At 61.2% G+C, this 20,025-nt stretch carries 21 protein-coding genes and 1 other RNA gene; 10 read left to right on the top strand and 12 right to left on the bottom strand.

The genetic code is table 11. The annotated features are described in order from the left end of the window. Nucleotides 1-59: 59 nt before the first annotated feature. From argS to ACOYQJ_RS06240, 4 genes are all read right to left on the bottom strand, one after another. Entirely contained in the window at nt 60-1,802 is a 1,743-nt protein-coding gene (gene argS, locus ACOYQJ_RS06255; protein ID WP_422905148.1) for an arginine--tRNA ligase, read from the bottom strand. Between the two features lie 77 nt (nt 1,803-1,879). Beyond that, the gene (locus tag ACOYQJ_RS06250; protein ID WP_422905147.1) at nt 1,880-3,727 is read right to left on the bottom strand and encodes a cation:proton antiporter; all 1,848 of its coding nucleotides are present in this window, start codon (nt 3,725-3,727) and stop codon (nt 1,880-1,882) included. 121 nt (nt 3,728-3,848) lie between these two features. After that, complete coding sequence (locus tag ACOYQJ_RS06245; protein ID WP_422905146.1) at nt 3,849-4,475, bottom strand: hypothetical protein; 627 nt, start codon at nt 4,473-4,475, stop codon at nt 3,849-3,851. A gap of 57 nt (nt 4,476-4,532) precedes the next feature. After that, nucleotides 4,533-5,693, bottom strand: coding sequence for a deoxyguanosinetriphosphate triphosphohydrolase (locus ACOYQJ_RS06240; protein WP_422905145.1), 1,161 nt, complete (start codon nt 5,691-5,693; stop codon nt 4,533-4,535). An 81-nt stretch (nt 5,694-5,774) separates the two neighbouring features. On the opposite strand from ACOYQJ_RS06240, the gene ACOYQJ_RS06235 reads away from it, so the two are divergent. After that, nucleotides 5,775-6,098 (top strand): HesB/IscA family protein, encoded by a 324-nt coding sequence (locus ACOYQJ_RS06235; RefSeq protein WP_422905144.1) that lies wholly within the window; start codon nt 5,775-5,777, stop codon nt 6,096-6,098. Nucleotides 6,099-6,140: 42 nt separating this feature from the next. Here the strand turns inward: ACOYQJ_RS06235 and ACOYQJ_RS06230 are convergent, their stop codons facing one another. From ACOYQJ_RS06230 to ACOYQJ_RS06220, 3 genes are all read right to left on the bottom strand, one after another. Next, a complete protein-coding gene (locus ACOYQJ_RS06230; RefSeq protein ID WP_422905143.1) occupies nt 6,141-7,013 on the bottom strand; it encodes a DMT family transporter in 873 nt (290 codons plus the stop codon). After that, nucleotides 7,010-8,071: a DUF6902 family protein gene (locus ACOYQJ_RS06225; protein WP_422905142.1), complete on the bottom strand. Its 1,062-nt coding sequence runs from the start codon at nt 8,069-8,071 to the stop codon at nt 7,010-7,012. The genes ACOYQJ_RS06230 and ACOYQJ_RS06225 overlap by 4 nt, the downstream gene beginning before the upstream one ends. Nucleotides 8,072-8,141: 70 nt before the next feature. Further along, complete coding sequence (locus tag ACOYQJ_RS06220; protein WP_422905141.1) at nt 8,142-8,744, bottom strand: hypothetical protein; 603 nt, start codon at nt 8,742-8,744, stop codon at nt 8,142-8,144. Between the two features lie 385 nt (nt 8,745-9,129). Here ACOYQJ_RS06220 and xth point away from each other — a divergent pair, with 385 nt between their 5' ends. Together xth and ssrA are read left to right on the top strand one after the other, a co-directional pair. Continuing rightward, nucleotides 9,130-9,912: an exodeoxyribonuclease III gene (gene xth / locus ACOYQJ_RS06215; protein ID WP_422905140.1), complete on the top strand. Its 783-nt coding sequence runs from the start codon at nt 9,130-9,132 to the stop codon at nt 9,910-9,912. A 115-nt stretch (nt 9,913-10,027) separates the two neighbouring features. Beyond that, nucleotides 10,028-10,377, top strand: a transfer-messenger RNA (tmRNA) gene (ssrA, locus tag ACOYQJ_RS06210). An 8-nt stretch (nt 10,378-10,385) separates the two neighbouring features. On the opposite strand, the gene ACOYQJ_RS06205 is transcribed toward ssrA, so the two are convergent. Continuing rightward, complete coding sequence (locus ACOYQJ_RS06205) at nt 10,386-10,553, bottom strand: hypothetical protein (RefSeq protein ID WP_422905139.1); 168 nt, start codon at nt 10,551-10,553, stop codon at nt 10,386-10,388. Between the two features lie 26 nt (nt 10,554-10,579). Between ACOYQJ_RS06205 and ACOYQJ_RS06200 the strand changes: the two genes are divergently transcribed. The 7 genes from ACOYQJ_RS06200 (at nt 10,580) to ACOYQJ_RS06170 (ending at nt 15,561) form a co-directional block, all read left to right on the top strand. Continuing rightward, nucleotides 10,580-10,930 carry a hypothetical protein gene (locus ACOYQJ_RS06200; RefSeq protein ID WP_422905138.1) on the top strand — a complete coding sequence of 117 codons (351 nt, stop codon included), beginning with the start codon at nt 10,580-10,582 and terminating at the stop codon, nt 10,928-10,930. Nucleotides 10,931-10,978: 48 nt separating this feature from the next. Then, on the top strand, nt 10,979-11,704 hold the full coding sequence (locus ACOYQJ_RS06195; RefSeq protein ID WP_422905137.1) for a DUF1194 domain-containing protein: 726 nt from the start codon (nt 10,979-10,981) through the stop codon (nt 11,702-11,704). A gap of 43 nt (nt 11,705-11,747) precedes the next feature. Beyond that, nucleotides 11,748-12,977, top strand: a complete 1,230-nt coding sequence (chrA, locus tag ACOYQJ_RS06190) for a chromate efflux transporter (RefSeq protein ID WP_422905136.1) — start codon at nt 11,748-11,750, stop codon at nt 12,975-12,977. 65 nt (nt 12,978-13,042) lie between these two features. Next, entirely contained in the window at nt 13,043-13,513 is a 471-nt protein-coding gene (locus ACOYQJ_RS06185; protein WP_422905135.1) for an SspB family protein, read from the top strand. A gap of 130 nt (nt 13,514-13,643) precedes the next feature. Continuing rightward, nucleotides 13,644-15,038: a class II fumarate hydratase gene (gene fumC / locus ACOYQJ_RS06180; protein WP_422905134.1), complete on the top strand. Its 1,395-nt coding sequence runs from the start codon at nt 13,644-13,646 to the stop codon at nt 15,036-15,038. 110 nt (nt 15,039-15,148) lie between these two features. Continuing rightward, nucleotides 15,149-15,322, top strand: a complete 174-nt coding sequence (locus ACOYQJ_RS06175) for a DUF4169 family protein (protein ID WP_422905133.1) — start codon at nt 15,149-15,151, stop codon at nt 15,320-15,322. Further along, nucleotides 15,319-15,561, top strand: coding sequence for a ribbon-helix-helix domain-containing protein (locus ACOYQJ_RS06170; RefSeq protein ID WP_422905132.1), 243 nt, complete (start codon nt 15,319-15,321; stop codon nt 15,559-15,561). The genes ACOYQJ_RS06175 and ACOYQJ_RS06170 overlap by 4 nt, the downstream gene beginning before the upstream one ends. Here the strand turns inward: ACOYQJ_RS06170 and ACOYQJ_RS06165 are convergent. The 4 genes from ACOYQJ_RS06165 to ACOYQJ_RS06150 form a co-directional block, all read right to left on the bottom strand. Then, nucleotides 15,550-16,647 carry an ABC transporter ATP-binding protein gene (locus ACOYQJ_RS06165; RefSeq protein WP_422905131.1) on the bottom strand — a complete coding sequence of 366 codons (1,098 nt, stop codon included), beginning with the start codon at nt 16,645-16,647 and terminating at the stop codon, nt 15,550-15,552. The genes ACOYQJ_RS06170 and ACOYQJ_RS06165 overlap by 12 nt on opposite strands. A gap of 56 nt (nt 16,648-16,703) precedes the next feature. Next, on the bottom strand, nt 16,704-18,074 hold the full coding sequence (locus tag ACOYQJ_RS06160; RefSeq protein ID WP_422905130.1) for a sodium:proline symporter: 1,371 nt from the start codon (nt 18,072-18,074) through the stop codon (nt 16,704-16,706). 98 nt (nt 18,075-18,172) lie between these two features. Next, nucleotides 18,173-18,712 (bottom strand): RSP_2648 family PIN domain-containing protein, encoded by a 540-nt coding sequence (locus ACOYQJ_RS06155; protein WP_422905129.1) that lies wholly within the window; start codon nt 18,710-18,712, stop codon nt 18,173-18,175. Then, complete coding sequence (locus ACOYQJ_RS06150) at nt 18,709-19,908, bottom strand: RSP_2647 family RNA methyltransferase (protein WP_422905128.1); 1,200 nt, start codon at nt 19,906-19,908, stop codon at nt 18,709-18,711. The genes ACOYQJ_RS06155 and ACOYQJ_RS06150 overlap by 4 nt, the downstream gene beginning before the upstream one ends. Between the last annotated feature and the right edge of the window lie 117 nt (nt 19,909-20,025).

Below are 20,025 nucleotides of genomic sequence, written 5' to 3'. Positions count from 1 at the left end.
GGTACGTTGCCGCCCAAATCTGCTGCTCTGCCAAATGCCCGCGTTGGGGGCGCCTTATCTCAGCGCATTTCCTCCATCGGGGTGACGCCCAAAATAGCGAGGCCGGCGGAAATGACAACCGCCGTGGCACGCGCAAGCGCAATCTTGGCCTGAGATGTTGCATGATCGTCCTGCAGAAAGCGCAAGGCCGGTTCGTCATGACCCCGGTTCCACAAGCCGTGCAGGTCTGCGGCCACTTCGGACAGGTAGGTTGCGACACGGTGAGGTTCGTTGCCACGCGCCGCAATCTCGATCAGGCGCGGCCATTCGGCCAGCTTGCGGGCCAGCGACAGCTCGGATTCATGCGTCATGCCTGACAGTTCGACGGCGCAAAGCGTTTCGTCCGAAATATCAATGCCTTGCTCAGCAGCCTTGCGCAGAACCGAACAGATCCGGGCATGGGCGTATTGCACGTAAAACACCGGGTTTTCCTTGGACTGCTCAACCACCTTGTCAAAGTCGAAATCCAAAGGCGCATCGTTCTTGCGAGTCAGCATATGGAAGCGCGCCACGTCGGCGCCGACCATATCCACCACATCGCGCAGGGTCACAAAGGTCCCTGCCCGCTTGGACATTTTGAACGGCTCACCGTTCTTGTACAGCTTGACCAATTGGATCAGCTTGATGTCGAGCGGCACCCTACCGTCAGACAGCGCCGAAACCGCTGCCTTCATCCGTTTGACATAGCCGCCGTGATCGGCGCCAAAGATGTCGATCAGCAGATCAAAGCCGCGAGTCACCTTGTCATAGTGATAGGCGATATCCGGGGCGAAATAGGTCCAGGCGCCGTCCGACTTCTGGATCGGGCGATCGACATCGTCACCGTGTTCGGTGCTTTTGAACAGCGTCTGTTCGCGCGGCTCCCAATCTTCCGGCTTTTTGCCCTTGGGCGGCTCTAGCACACCGCGATAGATCAGGCCCTTGGCGCGCAGGCTATCAATCGCCGCTTCGATCTTGCCTGTGCCATAAAGCGACTTTTCCGAAAAGAAGTGGTCCATGTGCACGCCCAAAGCGGCCAGATCGGCGCGGATCAGATCCATCATGGCGGCGGTGGCATAGTTGCGCACCTCGACCAGCCAGACCTCTTCGGGTTGGTCGACATAGGCCTCTCCTACCTTGTCCTTGAGCGCCTGACCGACCGGCACAAGGTAGTCGCCGGGATAGGTGCCATCGGCAAATTCCACCTGACGGCCATGCGCTTCGAGATAGCGCAGATAGACAGACCGCGCGAGCACATCGACCTGCGCCCCGCCATCGTTGATGTAATATTCTCGGGTCACGTCCCAGCCCGCGAAATCCAGCAGGCTGGCAATGGCATCACCCACGATGGCGCCGCGCGCGTGGCCGACGTGCATCGGGCCGGTCGGGTTGGCGCTGACATATTCAACGTTCACCTTCTTGCCCTGCCCCACGGTCGAGCGGCCAAAATCCCGGCCCGCCTTGAGGATCGCGGCAGGGAGCCCCTGCCAGACCAAAGGCGCAAGCCGCAGGTTCAGGAAGCCCGGCCCGGCCACTTCGGCGCTGGCGATACGGTCGTCTTCGGCCAGTTTGGCGGCCAGAGCTTCGGCAATGTCGCGCGGCTTTTGCCCCGAAGGCTTGGCCAGTACCATCGCGGCGTTGGTCGCCATGTCGCCATGGGCGGCGTCGCGCGGCGGTTCGACCGTGACGGGACCAAGGTTCAGGCCAGCGGGCAAGGTGCCCTCGGATTGCATTGCCTCGATGGAGGAAATCACCAGAGTGCGGATATCGGTAAAAAGGTTCATGTCAGGCTGCTCCAACGTGTTGCGCCTCCTGTATCACGCTGGCGGGCGGGGTCAAATCCAGCTTTGCCCCTTGGCTGTCAGCCGCCCGCCTGTCCACCGTTCAATTGCGCCTCTTTTCGCTCGTCGCGTGCCAGCATCAGAGCCAAAAGCTGACCTGCGTCCTTGGCGCGGATCTCATCCTTGGGGCCAAGCAGACGCAGGGTGCCGTTGGGCCCAAGCGCTGCGGTCACCACCGCTTCGGGGTTCTTTTCGCGCCAGTCGTCCAAGGTGAATTCCTCAGTCAACTGTGTGACGCGGAATTCCCACCCCTCGGCCAGCCGGGCGTTGGCCTCGAAAAATGTCTGATCGCCGCCAATGGCCCGCCCGCCCAGCGTCGCAGGCAAAGAATGACGGCTGGAGGCGTGTTTGACGCGCTTGAGCTGGTAAACATGCTCGCGGCCAAATTCCGGAGCAAGGTCGGTGGCCGCCAAGGTATTGTAAGCGTCATTATCGGTGGCGCAGACCAGCTTTTCATAGGCGGCCAGTTCCAGTTTGTGCTCGGCGGCTTCGGACAGGATATCCCCGAACCAGGTGTTGATCCCCGCCTCGCGGGCGGCGCGCAGGTGGGCATGATTGGGATCGGCGATGGTCACTGGCAGATCCAGCTTTGTCAGCGCTTCGGCCAGCGCAACGGACCAGCGCGAGCCGCCAAGGATCATCACCCCCGGTGCGCTGCTTGCCGTCAACCCAAGGGCACGGGCCAAAGGTGTCAGGGTAAAGCCATGCAAGACGACTGTCGCAGCGACCAAGGCGAACGCCAACGGCGCGATGCGGCTGGCATCCTCGATGCCGATCTCGACCAGACGTTCGCCAAACAACCCCGCCACGGCGACCAGCACCACCCCGCGCGGCCCGGTAAAGGCGACCAACAGACGTTCGCGCCACGGCACGTTGGAAAAAGCCAGCGCGGTCAAAACGGGAAACGGCCGCGCGACCAGGATCACCGCCGCCACAAACAGCGCGGCACTGGCGTCCAGCGTCATAAGAGTCTCAAGGCTCATACCCGCGGCCAACAGGATAAACACGCCCGAAACCAGAAGGACGGTGGCGTGTTCCTTGAAGCGGCGCAGCTCGGCATAGCTGGGCAGATCGGCATTGGCGATCCAAAGCCCCATGATGGTCACGGCCAGCAAACCGCTTTCGTGCAGGACCGAATCCGATATCGCAAAAACACCAATCAGAACAACGAATAAGACCGGAACCTTCATGTACTCAGGTACATAGGCTTGGCGAAAGGCCCGCGCGATTCCCCAGCCTGCGGCCAGCCCCAGGGCGCTGGCAACGGCGATCCCGGTCACCAGTTGTTGCACCGCATGGACACCGCCGGTTGCGGTTTCAAGGACAACGACCACTTCAAAGGCCAAGACAGCCGCAAGTGCGCCAACCGGGTCGTTGACGATCGCCTCCCATTGCAGCAGTTGGGCGGGGCGTTTGGACAGGCGCGCCTGCCGCAACAAGGGCGCAATCACCGTTGGCCCAGTGACAATCATGATACCGCCGAAAACGGCCGAGCTTTCCCAGCTGAGTCCCGCGACCAGATGTAAAGCCAGCGCCGAGACCAGCCACCCCAAGGGCGCACCGATAAAGACCAGCCTGCGCACCCCAACCGCCGCATCGCGCAAGCTGTGCAGGTTCAGCGTCAGACCGCCTTCGAAGAGGATAATTGCCACGGCGATGGCCACCATCGGTGAAAGCATGTCTCCGAATTGCTCGGACGGGGTCAGAATGCCCAGAACGGGACCGATGATCAGACCCGCCGCCAGCATCAGCACGATCGCTGGCAGACGCAGCTTCCATGCCAGCCATTGGCTGCCAACACCCAAACCGCCCACCAGAGAAAAGGCCAGGACTGGGTCCAACCCGCCTGCGCTTGCTGCTATTGCCATTTGTTTGTGTCCCCTCTGCCCCGGATTCGGGTCTTTCGATGCGAAATAGCGCGCCCGGCCGGATTTGAAACGTTCACCCGGGTCAATGGCTGCAAACGTCTTTGGCCGGGAATGGTTCCCATCATGCGGACCATTCCACCATTGATCCGGGCCGCACGCCGCGCGAAATCGGGTGGCACAGCATCAAGATGGCATCCCCAGCCGACAGGCAATCGGCCCCGGTCCAGTCACAGCCCTGCTCGAGCATCGCCACGCCAAGGAAACGGCCCGGAGCGGTTTTGTCATCGAAATGGCGCACCATTGCGGCAAAGCCCGCCGCCCGCGCATCGCGATCATCTGCTGGGCCGACACCTTCTTGCGGAAAAGTCAAAATGGCCTGCGCACGGCCTGCCCGGATCCCCGGAGCGAAGGCCGCGGCAAGGCTGGCGCTGCGCGAAAAGACGTCGCGCGTTTCAGCCAGCGCCATCGCCTCGCACAGCGGAAAGATATCAATATACATATCAAGCGGTTCATCGGCCCATGCCTCTTGCAACAGGCGCAGAACATCCCTTCCGCCGATCTGCAAAGGCAGCGGTTCTATGCGTTTGGGGCGCTCAGCGGCCAATGCTCTGAGATGGCCCTCGTCCGAGCCGATGGCCACGACGGTCGCGCCAAATCCGGCAAGCCGCCGCACGAGAGATACGCCAAGCGGGTGCTCGGCCCCCGCCACGACAGCCACCTTGTCTTTGAACCTTGAAACACTGAACACGGTAATTCCACTTTGCTACGGCATACCATACCCAAAAATTTCAATGGTGCCAGAGACCTAACTGCCGTCGTGCAAGATGTCGGTGCCGGTGAACTGCGCATGTTGTTGCAGTGCATAGCGATCCGTCATCCCGGCCACATAATCGGCCACCAGACGGGCGCGCATGGTGTCATCCTCTGCCGCCATCGCTTCGCCATGCCAGCGTTTGGGCAAAAGCGTCAGGTCCGCCATGTAGATCGGGAACAGTTCCTCGACGACCTTGGTCACCAGCGCCCGCTGCTTCATGACGGTGGGCGCGCGGTACATATTGGCGAACAGGAAATCGCGGATCTGCCGCAACTCGGCCCAAAGCCTGTCTGAAAAGGCGATGACCGGATGGCCAAGCTCGCGGATCTGCTGCGCCGAGGTGCATCCCGCATCCTCCAGCCGCGCACGGGATGTGTCGATCACATCCGACACCATGGCGCCGAAGACCCTGCGCAACCCTTCATGGCGGCGGCGATAGGAATCAATGCCGGGATAGAGTCGGTCGACCTCGGCATAAGCCGGGCCAACGATCGGCAGTTCCGCTATCTCGTCTTCGGTAAACAACCCAGCGCGCAAACCGTCGTGCAGATCGTGGTTGTTATAAGCCACATCGTCAGACAGCGCGGCAACTTGCGCCTCGGCGCTTGCGTGGGTGTGCAATTCCAGATCGTGCCGGGCGTTGTATTCGGCCAGCGCATAAGGGATCGGCTCATGGACCGGGCCATTGTGCTTGGCGATCCCTTCCAGCGTGTCCCATGTCAGGTTGAGACCGTCGAATTCGGCGTAATGGCACTCAAGTTTGGTGACAATCCGCAGGGTCTGCGCATTGTGATCAAACCCGCCATACGGCGCCATGAGCGCGTGCAAGGCATCCTCGCCCGTGTGGCCAAAAGGCGTGTGGCCTAGGTCATGCGCCAGCGCCACCGCCTCGGTCAAATCTGTATTCAAACCCAGTGCGTTAGCGATCGTTCTTGCCACCTGCGCGACCTCGATCGAATGGGTCAGCCGGGTGCGATAGAAATCGCCTTCATGTTCGACAAAAACCTGTGTCTTGTGTTTCAGGCGCCGAAAGGCCGAGGAATGGATGATCCGGTCCCGATCCCGTTGAAAACACGACCGAAAGGCACTTTCCTCTTCTGCGATCAATCGACCGCGCGCTTGCGCGGGATCGCAGGCAAAACCTGCACCCATGACTTATGTATCCTTGTCGCCTGTCCTTGCTGCACATATATTCCAGCCAGAAGATAAGATAAAGCACAGGACACCCATACCATGCAGTTGCCGCCGAAAGTAACGGATCGCGCCTTTGACCGGCTTGCCGAGATCGGCGCCGGAGAAGACGGAAAAGCCCTGCGCGTTGCCGTCGAAGGCGGCGGGTGCTCGGGCTTTCAGTATGATATCCGCCTCGATGATCCCGAGGCCGAAGATGTGGTGCTGGAAGGCAAAGGTCAGCGCGTGGTCGTGGACCCGGTGTCGCTGCCGTTCCTGTCCGGCGCCGTGATCGATTTCACCGAAGAGCTGATCGGCGCGCGCTTTGTCATCGAAAACCCAAACGCCACCAGCTCTTGCGGGTGCGGAACCTCGTTTTCCATGTGAAAACCGCCCCTTGCAAGGGGCGGCTTACGTGATGGATCAGAATTAAGCTTTTTGGGCTGCGGGTTTAAGCAGGGTTTCTTCTGCAACCAGCCACAGGCCAGACGCGATGACCAGCATGACGCCCAGAACTGTGCCGACGCTGGGCACTTCGCCAAAAGCGAAGATGCCGATCCCCACCATCCAGACGAACTGCACGTTCATCACCGGCATGGCGACATAGGCCGGCAGCAGGCGCATCGCTTCGGCGGACACATAGCGCGCACCGAACAGGAAACCGGCGTAGGCCACGATCCAGACCCCGTCCATCAACCCCATCGGCTTCCAGACAAAGGGCAGTGCAACCGCCATCACAAGGGCAAGCCCGAGGTTTGGCCAGAAGACCTGCGCCAGCGGTGCGCGCTCAACCTTGGCGATCACACGCGACAACAGCATCGACGTGGCCCCGCTGAGCGCCGCCAGAACAGCCCACAAGTGCCCGGCCTGCGCGCCGCTGATCCCGCCCGGCAGCAGGAACAGAACGCCCCCGGCACCAAGGCTGAGAGCGATCCAGGCCAGGGGGCGCGGCGTCTCGCCCAGCATCGGGCCAGACAAGGCGGCTGCGATCAGTGGGATCAACCCGATGAACAGGAAGACATCGGCAAACGGCAAAAGGCGGAAGGCCTGAAAGAAGGCAACCGCCGCCACCACGGTCAGCGCGCTGCGCAAAGCCATGGCCTTGACCGACTTGATCCGCAGGGTTTCACCCTTGGACATCCGGGTCGCCCCGGCCGACATCAAGACCACCAGACCGGCCGACAGCGCGTAAAGCTGCGGGGCCTCATAGCTGCCCGAGACCAGTTTGGTGATCCCGTCCGCAGCGGCAATCATGCCGGTGAACAAGACGGCGAGCGCGGCGCCAACGATGGACGGGTTCATTGGCCACCTGCCCGGGCGAACCCTTCGAAATAGGCTTCGAAATGCTGGCTGGTCGAGGCGGCAATCTCGAGCATGTCCAGCGATTGTTCAGACACCGTGTCGGCCATACGCCGCCGCATGATCGGCCAATCGCCAACCCGCGCATCGTCCAATGCCAACATCGCCTGTGAGATCTCGCGCAGCGCCACGGTCTGTGTCGGCGCCTTGTCAAAGCGCATCCGGCCTTCGCCAAAGGCCTTGCGGAAGACCGGGCCACCGATGACGGCCTCGTGCCAGTTGCAGATCAGGAAATCGTGGTAGTTGTCGTTGATCGAAACGCTCGGCCCTTCTTCGACGCTGAAATACGCGGTTTCCTGACGCAGCCAGGCTGTCCAGACCGGCGGAGGCGTTTCGCCCAGATAGTGCATGCAGATGCAAATCTCGGCCAGCAGGTCGGCGTTCTGGTCCAGAAAAGCAGTCAACCCGGCGAAATGCAGGCTCGTCACAACCTCGGCGCCGAGGTCGACCTTTCGGCTGCCATATTCGGTTAGGTAGAAAATGATGTGCGTCAGCTCATAGGCGGCCTTCTTGTTCGGCAAGGCAAAGGTTGCCGTCCGGTGCATGAAGGCCAGCAGGCGGTCATCCAAGCCCGGATCGCGCACCGGATCAACGCCCCGGCGCCCCATCAGGCGGCGCGCCTCGGCGCGTTGCAGATCAGACATTTCCGCCTGCGCGAGCCCTTCGCTGGCCGCGAAATCGACCATCTTCTGGGCCTGCTCCCCCGGCATCCCCAGATCCTCGAGATCCAGAGCCAAGGACAGGATGAAACGGTAATATTGCGGAAAGAACCGCAGGCGTTTTTCGGCCTGCGTGTAGAACCCTGCGTGCACCACCAACGCCTCGGGCGGCGTGGGCAAACCTGTGCTTTGCAGGATGTTCAGCATTTCGGCGTTCTCTTTGAGCCAGAACACATCTTCGCCGGTGCGTCGATGTTGGGCAAAGAGGGCCAGAAGCGCAGTAACCCGCGCCTCCAGGGGCATAATCCGGGACGGGACGGCCAGTTCGATGACATTGCTCATGAGATGTCTCCTTCCTGAGAATTGGGTTCAGCAAGGCGGCTTATCCGCCCCGCCCGGGTTCAGCTTGGGATCAGGCCTTGGTCGGGTGGGACCAGGACATGAACGCCTCAACTGCGTCGCCATTCTCGGAACGGGTGGCGGTCGGGCCAGACCAGCTCATGAAGCTTTCAACCGCGTCGCCGTTTTCGGCGCGGGTGTCACGGGGGCCGGACCAGCTCATGAAGCTTTCAACCGCATCGCCGTTTTCGGCGCGGGTGTCACGGGGGCCGGACCAGCTCATGAAGCTTTCAACCGCATCGCCGTTTTCAGCGCGGGTGTCACGGGGGCCGGACCAGCTCATGAAGCTTTCAACCGCATCGCCGTTTTCAGCGCGGGTATCGCGGGGGCCAGACCAGCTCATGAAGCTTTCGACCGCATCGCCGTTTTCGGCGCGGGTATCGCGGGGGCCGGACCAGCTCATGAAGCTTTCGACGGCGTCGCCGTTTTCAGCGCGGGTGTCCGACGGACCGGACCAGGACATCAGACTCTCAACAGCGTCACCTGCGTCCATGGAATGACCAGATGGGCCCGACCAGGACATGCAGCTTTCGACTGCGTCGCCCTCGAACAGGCTGGATGCACCGTTGATGGAAAGGGTTTCTTTAGCAATCCTGTGCTTACGTTGTGCGGTCATTGTCGTGTTCCTCGAGTGGTTTGCGTGATATGCCCTTTCGAGTTGCAAGCAAAACGCGTTTGCAAAAAAGTTAATTCTTGTTAAGGTTGTTTAATACCGCAATTATTCACATCAAAATCGTGTCACACTGACGCTAATCAGAACCACTTTTCGGTTTATCCACAGGGAATTTTTTTCTGTGGATAACATATTTCTTTGCAACGCAACGCCGGTTTGCAAAGTTGCAAAGCTCCGAATCGTTCCAAAGAATCGGTGTTCAAGCGCTGTCCAACGTCGAAAATTTTGACCCAAGAGCGCCGAAATCTGCCCGTTCGGGCGAATTTCTGCCGCTTGAATCTTTGGTCAAAAGCCGGGAGTCTGGCGAAATGGAAAAGGGAGTCCGCCTGTGAAAATCGCCACATTCAACATAAACGGGGTCAAAGCCCGGCTAAATGCGCTGACAGACTGGCTGGATGAGGCGCAGCCTGATGTTGTTTTGTGTCAAGAGATCAAGTCGGTGGATGAGGCCTTCCCACGGGAACCCTTTGAAGACCGGGGTTATAATGTGGAAACCCATGGTCAAAAGAGCTTCAACGGTGTCGCAATTCTGTCAAAGCTGCCGCTAGAGGACGTCACCCGTGGTCTGCCTGGTGACAGTGACGATGAGCAAGCACGCTGGATAGAGGCAACGGTGGTCGGCGACACGCATGCCTGCCGCCTGTGCGGGCTGTATCTGCCCAATGGAAATCCCGCACCCGGCCCTAAATACGACTACAAACTGGCTTGGATGAAGCGGCTGGAAGCACGGGCGCGCGATCTGCTGGCCATGGAGATGCCAGCCTTGATGGCCGGCGACTACAATATCATCCCGCAGGCCGAAGATGCGGCCAAACCCGAAGCTTGGATCCAGGACGCGTTGTTTCTACCCGAAAGCCGCGCCGCCTATCGCCGCATTCTCAACCTCGGGTTCACTGAGGCATTTCGCGCGCAGGTTCAGGCGCCGGGACACTACAGTTTCTGGGATTACCAAGCGGGGGCTTGGCAGCGGAACAATGGCATTCGTATCGACCATTTCCTGCTGACACCGCAGGCGGCGGACCTGATGGTGTCCTGCACCATCGACAAGGAGGTACGCGGCCGCGACAAGCCGTCGGACCACGTGCCCGTTGTGCTGGAGATCGCACTTTAGTCGAAGCGCTGACACGGGGACGCGGCATATTGGAGGGCGACCGGGGCTCTGCCCCGGACCCCGAGGTATTTGTGGCCCAAAGAAACCCGAGCGGCGGGGCAGATCTTGCGTGATGGTGCTTGAAACGCCGGTGCCGCGGGCTTATGTTCAATTTGTTCCTTCGGGGACTATGGGCATAAACGCGCGTGCAATAATCGGATCGGACCCGGGGGCGGTACCCGGCGGCTCCACCAAAAATCCTTCGTTTGGGGATCATGGGGCCGAAACAGGATCGACGAACGCCTAAAGACGTAGCTTTGTCCCGGTGAGATACCACCGTTATCGGTTCAAAAAGTACAATTGCAAACGACAATCGTGCTCCGGTTGCTCTGGCTGCGTAAGCAGTTCGAGGAATCGAAACTTAAGTCCTTGCGCCTAGCAGCGTAAGGCGGGGTTCGCAGGCACCTGGCAACAGAAGCCTGCACTTTTCCTCTTCATGGCAGTCCCGAAACGGCACCTTCGCGGAACACATCCGGATCATAGGCTTTGCGCGCAAAGACCCGGCGCGCCAGCGGCTCCCAATATTCCAGCGGTTTGCTTGCGTTGTCCCGATCGAACGAGGCCTGATCCCAGCGCTCGCAAAAAGGCGGCGCAACTGTCAAACAGGGGTGGCCGCGGAACTGATCGCGTGCGTTGCGATACCAGCCGTAGTTTGGTCGAAATAGAGCATCCTAAAAATGCCATGCAGTTCGACGACCCAAGCCATTTCCCAACAGACAAAGGGGCGGATGACCTCAGCGCTGAAACGGTCGTGGTTTTGCGGCGCCAGAGCGTCGCCGACATCATTTATCATTTCGCCAACGATCCAATCTTCGTCCGCGCCGTCAGCCTAGCCCCCTGTGGCGGCCTGAAGCCCGTGTTCCAGCCGGGTGATGCGGTAGCCGGGCAAAGTTGCCTCGCCTTGCTGGCGCAATTCGTCCAGCATACGGTCGACAGCAAGCGCAAGTTCGAGTTTTTCAAGTCCTCCAGCAGCAGATAATCTTCTCCGGTACCGTCCTTCATCTGCGCGAACGAAACCTGAGGTGCCTTGTCCCCCATTGCGCGCTCTTTCGCCGATATGGTGGCTTATCTTGACGCGAAGTGGCGCGCGGCTCAATCTGCGGGAATGCTGCGCAGTCTTTTCTTTGCCCTCGCCCTGCCCGTTGGCACCGTTCAGGCCTGCGAGACAGCGTTGATCCTGGCCATGGACGTATCGAATTCGGTCGATCCCGGCGAATACCGCTTGCAGATCGAAGGGTTGGCGCTGGCCCTCGAAGATCCGGAGATCATGGACATTCTGGTAAGGGACGAAATCGCGCTGAGCGTCATGCAATGGTCCGGCGTTGACCGGCAGATTGTCAGCCTTGATTGGGCCAGCATGCGCAGCGCGCTGCATGTCACTGGTTTTGCGGGTCGCGTGCGTGGGCTCGAACGCGCTTTTGTGCTGTCCGACACCGCCCCCGCCGAGGCGCTGAGCGAGGCGCTGCGCCATTTCAGCACCGCGCCGGACTGCGCCCGCAAGGTCATCGACGTCTCTGGCGACGGCACCCCCAATGCCGGCGGTGAGGTCCGCCATATGCGCCAAAAGGCCGAGCGCGCCGGTGTGACAGTGAACGGATTGGCCATCGAGGGCCTCGGCGTTGCTATCACCAATTTCTACCGCCTTCAGTTGATCACCCGCGATGGCTTTGTCGAGACGGCGCGCGGCCATCGCGACTATGCCCGCGCGATCCGCAAGAAAATCCTGCGCGAGATCAGCCGGATCATGGGGTGAGCGGTCTTTTCCCCGTCACAAAAGCCGCATATCGACTTCGATCATGACGGATCTCCCCACCCTTGCCCGTGTTTTTGGCCGTATCGGCGTTTTGTCCTTTGGCGGACCGGCGGCGCAGATCGCATTGATGCACCGCACACTGGTCGATGAACGGCGCTGGCTCAGCGAGGCGCAATTCCTGCGCAGCCTGAGCTTTTGCATGCTCTTGCCCGGACCGGAGGCAATGCAACTGGCAACCTACGCCGGATGGCGGCTGCGCGGCATCCCAGGAGGTCTGGTGGCGGGCGGGCTGTTCGTGCTGCCCGGTGCGCTGGTGATCGCGGTGCTGGCGCTGCTTTATGCGCAATACGGCGCCGCCCCGCAGGCGCAGGCCCTGTTGCTGGGGGTCAAGGCCTGCGTTCTGGTGATCGTTGCCCAAGCCCTTGTGCGCCTGTCGAAAAAGGCGCTGCGCGGCTGGGAAGATCGGGTTCTGGCGCTGGCGGCTTTCGTTGCGCTTTATGCCGCTGACCTGCCCTTTCCGGTGATCATTGCGCTGGCCGGGTTCTGGGGCGCAGTGCGCGCCAATCCCCAACAAAGCGAACCGCCTGCCGCCACACGCCCGACACCTTGGCCGATCCTGCTGGGCTGGGTGGGGCTTTGGCTGGCGCCCCTGCCCGTTCTTTACGCCCTGAACCAGACGCTGCTGTTCGATCTGGCGCTCTTCTTTGCCCGGCTTGCGGTTGTCACCTTTGGCGGCGCTTACGCGGTGTTGGCCTATATGGCGCAAGAGGTGGTCGAGGCCCGTCATTGGCTGGATCCGCAGCAGATGGTCGATGCGCTGGGCCTGGCCGAAACCACGCCGGGGCCGCTGATTCTGGTCACCCAGTTCGTCGGCATGCTGACCGGACATGGTGCCGGAGGTCCGCTGCTGGCCCTGATCGCCGGCGCTCTGACGCTTTGGATGACCTTCGTGCCTTGTTTCCTGTGGATTTTCGCGGGCGCCCCATATGTGGAAAACCTTCTGGCCCGCCCGCGCCTGCAATCGGCCCTGTCCGCAATCACCGCGGCCGTGGTGGGCGTGATCGCCAATCTTTCGCTGTGGTTTGCTATGCATTTGTTGTTTGGCACCGTGTACGAGACTGCCCTTGGCCCTTTGCCCGCGCTCTCAAGCCTGCACCTCGCGCCTTTGCCTCTGATCGCCGTCGCGGCTGCAGTTCTGCTGCATTCACGTGGCTCGGTGCCGCTTGCTTTGGCACTCTGCGCGGGGCTCGGCTGGCTGGCCAACCTGGTATGAATCTCCCCCCTTTTACTCCGCGACATTTTCAATATGCTGAGTTGTGACTAGGGGAAGGCACAACGATGTCCGGCGGTATTGACTACGGAAGACTTATGCATCGCGCCATGCGCGGGCTCATTCAGGAAGTGTTGGAGGGCGTTCGGGACAACGGTCTTCCGGGGGAACACCACTTTTTTATCACCTTCGACACTTCACATCCCGATGTCGAACTGGCCGATTGGCTGTCAGACCGCTATCCCGGCGAAATGACCGTGGTCATGCAGCATTGGTACGACAATCTTGATGTCACGGATGAGGGCTTTGCCGTCACGCTGAATTTTGGCGACGCGCCAGAGCGGCTGTATGTTCCCTATGACGCGATCAAAACCTTCGTCGATCCTTCGGTGGAATTCGGCCTGCGCTTTGAAAGCCAGGAAGAAGAAGAGGATGATGACGACACGCCGCCCGATGGCCCCGGCGGTGGCGATGAACCGACGGAAGAGCCCGCAAAGCATGACGCCGAGGTTGTCCGACTCGACCGGTTCCGTAAGTAACCGCGCAAACCTGCGGCGATTTTCCCCCAATGTTAACGGTATCCAATGGTATACCGCCTTGTTTTTCCGTGCGCGTTCGCTAAGAGAGACGCAACCATATCTATTGCGCTTTAGGCGAGGAGGATCCCCCGTGACCGCAACCCGTACCGAGACTGACAGCTTTGGCCCGCTTGAGGTGCCCAGCGACAAATATTGGGGCGCGCAGACGCAGCGCTCGATAATGAATTTCCCCATTGGTTGGGAAAAGCAGCCCACGGCCATCGTGCGGGCGTTGGGCGTGATCAAACAGGCCTGCGCGCAGGCCAACATGGCCTCGGGCGCGCTCGACGCGAAACTCGGCGAGGCCATCGTTCAGGCCGCAGGCGAAGTCATCGACGGCAAGTTCGACGACAACTTTCCGCTGGTGGTCTGGCAGACCGGTTCGGGCACCCAGAGCAACATGAACTCCAACGAAGTCATTGCCAACCGCGCGATCGAGATCCTCGGCGGCGTGATCGGCTCCAAGGACCCGGTGCACCCGAACGATCACTGCAACATGGGCCAGTCATCCAACGACACCTTCCCCACCGCCATGCACATCGCCACCGCGATGACCGTGCGCGACATCCTCATGCCCGGCCTGACCAAGCTGGCCGAGGGGCTGGAGGCGAAGTCCGAAGAGTTCAAGGACATCATCAAGATCGGCCGCACACACACGCAGGACGCCACGCCGCTAACGCTCGGCCAGGAATTCGGTGGCTACGCCGCACAGATCCGCAACGGCATCAAACGCGTCGAGATGGCGCTGCCGGGGATTTACGAACTGGCGCAGGGCGGCACCGCCGTCGGCACCGGTCTGAACACCAAGAAAGGCTGGGGCGAAACAGTCGCCGCCAATATGGCCGCGATCACTGGCCTGCCCTTCGTCACCGCGCCGAACAAGTTCGAATCGCTTGCTGCGCATGACGCCATGGTCTTCATGTCCGGCGCCTTGGCCACCGTCGCGGGCGCCATGTACAAAATCGCCAACGACATCCGATTCCTCGGCTCTGGCCCGCGTTCGGGCCTTGGCGAATTGATCCTGCCCGAGAACGAGCCGGGTTCGTCGATCATGCCCGGAAAGGTCAACCCGACCCAGGCCGAAGCCATGACCCAGGTCGCCGCCCACGTCATGGGCAACGACGCCGCGATCAAATTCGCCGGATCGCAGGGCCACTTCGAGCTGAACGTCTACAACCCGATGATGTCTTACAACCTGCTCCAGTCGATCCAACTGCTTGGCGACGTGGCGGACAGCTTCACCGAGCGCATGCTGCTGGGCATCGAAGCCAACAAGCCGCGCATCCAAAAGCTGATGCAGGAATCGCTGATGCTGGTCACCGCGCTCGCCCCGACCATTGGTTATGACAATGCCACCAAGGTTGCCAAGACCGCGCACAAGAATGGCACTACCCTCAAGGAAGAGGCGATTGCGCTGGGCTTTGTCGATGAAGAGACCTTTGACCGCGTCGTGCGCCCCGAAGACATGATCGGCCCCAAGGACTGACGCCTTCTGTCCGGAATGGGGGCCAGCCCCCATACCCCCGGGGTATTTTTGACAAGATGAAGAGAGAGGTTGTCTTGGACGGCCTCTCTTTTTCTTTGTAGGGTCAGCACATGTCAAAAGTCGTCAATCTCAACCAGTTCAAGAAGTCCCGTGCGCGGGACGAAAAACGGCGTGCGGGTGATGCCAATGCGGCCAAGCACGGGCTGTCCAAGACGCAAAAGGAACTGGCCAAGGCCCGGGCCGACAAGGCCAAGCGCGATCTGGACGGACACGAGACCGAATGAGCGGGCGGCCCGTCAAACATTCCTTGACGCTGCGCGGACATCGCACTTCTGTTTCGCTTGAAGAAGAGTTCTGGCGGGCATTTCGTGATCTGGCCCGCAAGGAAGGGCTTGCGCTCAACGAATTGGCGGCCAGAATTGACGCAGAGCGTGACCCGGATGTTGGACTGGCCTCTTCGATCCGGGTCAGAATTCTTCGGGACCTTCAGGAAGAACGTGAAAAACCCGCGTCAGACACTTGATTTAACAGGAAAAACAAAACACCTGTCACGGCGCACACTAAGCCACATCGGGGTACCGGGCTTGGGCAGGAAGACGTTGGGCACGGTGGCCTTGAGCACTTCGGCATCATGATCCATGCGAAATTCAACAAGGCTTTCAGAGCCCATGAAACGTGCCCGTTCCACGATACCGCGCGCCGGTGTGCCCGCGCGGACCGTGGGATTTGGGCCTTTGCCGTCGCGGTCAAAATCGATGCTGACGTGTTGCGGGCGAAAGACAATCTCGACCTCGTTGCCATCCGGCACACCGGGGGCAAGGAAACGGCCAAAAGGCGTGTCGGTCAGCGCCCCTTGAACTTTGCCGCGTAGAACGTTGATATCGCTAAAAAAGGCCACTGCCTCGCGATCAACCGGGGCGTTATAGATGTTGTAGGGCGCGCCTTGCTGCACAATCTTTCCAGCACGCATCAGGGCGATTTCGTCGGCCATGCGCATGGCCTCTTCGGGTTCATGAGTGACCAACAGAACCGAAGTGCCTTCTTCCTTCAACAGATCGAGTGTTTCGTCGCGGATGCCGTCGCGCAGGCGATTGTCCAACCCGGAAAACGGCTCATCCATCAGCATGACGCGTGGTTTCGGGGCCAGCGCCCGCGCCAGCGCGACGCGCTGCTGTTCGCCCCCGGACAGTTGATGCGGGAATTCGTCGATGAAATGCGCCAGTCCAACACGTTCCAGCAAAGCCTTGGCCCGGTTACGTTTTTCGCTGCCGGACCCGGTCAAACCAAAGGCTACGTTTTCGCCAACAGAAAGATGCGGAAACAACGCGAAGTCCTGAAACATCAGCCCGATCGAGCGCCGCTCCGGCGGCACTCGAAACACTGTATCGCAGATCAGTTTGCCATCGGCGTGGATCGTGCCGCTGTCCTGCATCTCGACCCCGGCGATCATCCGCAGGGTCGTCGACTTGCCGCAGCCCGACGGCCCCAAAAGACAGGTGACGTTGCCCGGCTGGATCGAGAGCGAGACATTGTCCACAACCGCCTTGCCATCGAAACGGCGGACCAGATTGCGGATCTCCAACCTCGGGGGGGTGTTGCGCGCGTCCAAGGCCTTCCTCGCTGGCTATCCGACAGATTTCATCGGGTTTACAGCGTGTAGAGCTATCAGCCTGTTTGCCCGGCTGCAACCCTGCGAGAGCCTGCCAAAGCTGCGGCAAAGCCGACCACGAGCACCACGATACAGATGACGAAAAGCTGCTCGTACTTGTGGCCTTCGGGCAGGAGGCCCGCGACAAAGTCGGTGCCTCGGGCAAAATAGGCCGACGCGCCCAGCATGGCCGCGCTCCAGGCCGTCAGATAGGCCCAAGGCGCAAGGCGGCGTCCCATGACAAGGCCAAAGACCAGCACCGGGGTGAGGAACAGGCTTGCCGTTCCGCTGACCGCCACCGCGTCAAACAAGGTCTGGTTGCCCCAAAGGGTCAGCGCGGTGCCCGCCAGCGCGAATCCCACCATGGCGGCGCGCCCGCCCGCCAAGGTCCGCGGAGCAAAGCGCATTTCCTCGACCACCAGCCGCGCCGCGGAGGACAGCGCCGAATCCAGCGTGGACAGCGCCGACACCAACAGCGACAGCATCAGCGCGGCGAACAGCCAGCCCGGGAACATTGCGCTCCACGTGCCGATCAGCTGGTTTTCGACGGCGGCGCCGCGCAGGCTGGCCTCAATCCCGAACAGGCCAAAGCCAAAGATGCAAATCGCGGAAATCCAGAAGGCGTGCAGGAACGAGGCCTGAGTCGTCTTGGCATCGGCCAGAAACCCCCGGTCCATCATGACCGGATCGTGCACAGGGTAGGAAAACACCTGCAACCCGGCCACCGCCAAAAGCACCCAGCCAGTATAGTTGCCCGAGGCGCCCGGGGCGGTCAGCGCCGCGCTGAGCGAAAATCCGGGGCTTAGCAAAAGCGCCACCAGCGCCGCGCCGAAAATCACGAGGAACAGCAGCATTTGCAGGACGTCCGTGCGCAGCGCCGCGCTTAGCCCACCCCATGCGGAGTAGGCCAGCGCCAGAACCGCCACAATCAGGATGGCGGGGGTTGCGCTGCCCTCCCACAGGGCGCCAAAGATCAGGCCGACAACCAGCAGGTTGGCGAAGACCTCAGACAGCAGCCGCAAAGCGATGACAAGGTTGTAGGTTGCCGTGCCCATGCGACCAAAATGCCTGTTCAGCCAGTCCTGGACGCTGGTCGCGCCCTTGGCGCGCAGCCGCGCAACGATAAAGCCGCCGGTCAGGAACGAGGCGTAATAGGCGGTATAGGCCAGAACACCCGCCACCCCGTAATAATAGCCAAGGATGGCCGAATTCATCAACGAACGCGCAAAGATCCACGTGGTCACCTGGCTCAGCACCAGCGTCCATAGCCCCGGCGCCGCTCCGCTTTCGCTGTGCCCCGCAAAGAACCCTTCGACGCTGGCACGGCGTGGCGAGATGACAAGGCTGGCGATCAGGATCACGCCGAAAAGCATAACAATGGCAGGCATTTGCGCAGGCTCCAAAGCAAAGATACCTATTGCGCTAACAGGTTCGGAGGTGTGCAAACAGCCCTGTTACAAGGATTGCGCGCGAACGTGAGCTTCCGTTAACTCAGCGCTTTGGCAAGGCGCGGCAGTCGGGCCTTTTTCAAAAGCGCGCGCATTTCCCAGTCTTCACCCGACAGGCGCTGCGCCGTGTCCAGCACGCGGGCGCCGACAAGTTCCAGCGCCTCGGGGCTCGCTTGCCACAGGCCATACAGAAAGCTGTCGGGATCGGCGCGCGACAGTCCCTCTTCGGTCAGGATATTGCGAGGGAAATCCTTGGCGTTCATGGTCACGATCACATCTGCATGCCCCGCCACGGCGGCGGCCAGCACATGGGTGTCGGCCGGATCGGGCAGCCAAAGGCGCGATTCCAGCGAAGGCGGCCAGGTGACCTGCGCCCCCGGCCAATGCATCGCAAGTTGCGCAATTTCGGCGCGCGCCTGCATTTCGCCCGTGGGGCCAAGTTTGCGGGCAGCGCGGGCCCATTCTTCAAGGATGCGCTCGGACCACAGGGGCGTGAACAGCCCCTGCCCGGCCGCGCCCAATAGCATTTCGCGCATCACTGTCGGATAAAGGACGCAGGTATCCAGAAGGACCTTCACAACCGGAAGAACAACGCCTTGAGATAGCCGCTTTCGGCAAGTTGCGGCAGCAGCGGATGGTCTGGGCCAGCGGTGCCGGAGTGGATCAGTTGTGCCCGACGTCCGGCGCGCCCGATGCCGCGCAGGCAGGCACCGGTAAAGGCCTGCACGTCGGCGGCATGCGAACAGGAGCACAGCACCAGATAGCCGCCTTCGTCCACCAGCCCCGCTGCAAGACGCGCTACGCGTTCGTAGGCGCGCAGGCCCTTTTCCAGCGCCGGCTTATTGGGCGCAAATGCGGGCGGATCGCAGATCACCACGTCAAAACGCGCCTCTTCCTCGGCCAGCGCGGCCAAGGTGTCAAAGGCGTCGCCCTGCCGGATGCTAAAGCGGTCTGCTGCGCCCATCTGGCGCGCGCCTTCCTCGGCCAGGGCAAGCGCCGGGGCCGAGCCATCAACCGCAAGTGCGTTTGCCGCCCCGCCTGCAAGCGCGGCGAGGGCAAAACCGCCTACATGGGTAAAGACATCCAGCACGCGGGCCTCATTTGCCAGCCGCGCGGCAAAACTGTGGTTTTCGCGTTGATCATAGAACAGCCCGGTTTTCTGACCGCCGGTCAGATCGGCCATATAGGTGGCACCGTTCATCTGCACCGGCAAAGCCGCATCCGGTGCGGCGCCTTTCAGCACCGCGTCGACGTCATCAAGCCCTTCCAGCGAGCGCCCGCGACCGCCCGCGTTTTTCAGGATATTGGCAACGCCGGTGACCTCGGCCAGCGCTTCGGCCAAGGGCGCGATCAGCACTTCGGCCCAAGCGGCGTTTGGCTGGATCACGCAGGTGTCGCCAAAGCGGTCGATGATCACCCCGGGCAGCCCGTCCGCTTCGGCGTGGACCAAGCGGTAGAACGGCGCATCATACAGACGTTCGCGCAATTCAAGCGCCTTGGTCAGTTTGGCAACCAGCCAGGCCTTGTCGATCTGCGCGGTCTCATCGCGGTCCAGCATACGTCCGACGATGCGCGACGCGGTGTTCACCGCCACCACACCCAAGGGAACGCGGTCATGATCCTCGAGCCTGGCAAGGCTGCCGGGGGCAAGGTTCTTGCTGCGCCGGTCCATGACCAGTTCATTGTCATAGATCCAAGGCGCGCCCCGGCGGATGGCACGGGCGTTGGCTTTGGGCTTGAGGCGGAGGACGGGGAGATCGATGCTGTCTGTCATAGGCTCCGCTTAGCCTGCTTTCCGCGACTTGGAAAGCGCCAAACCTCTTGGCCGCTACAGGCAGCTGCCTCATATTCCGGGCTTTACTGTTAGCGCTAACCGGTCTAAGTGAGGGGA

Source organism: Pacificoceanicola algae (genome assembly GCF_049341065.1).
In the GTDB taxonomy this organism is placed as follows: domain Bacteria; phylum Pseudomonadota; class Alphaproteobacteria; order Rhodobacterales; family Rhodobacteraceae; genus Pacificoceanicola.
This window is presented reverse-complemented; position numbering and strand designations above follow the sequence as displayed.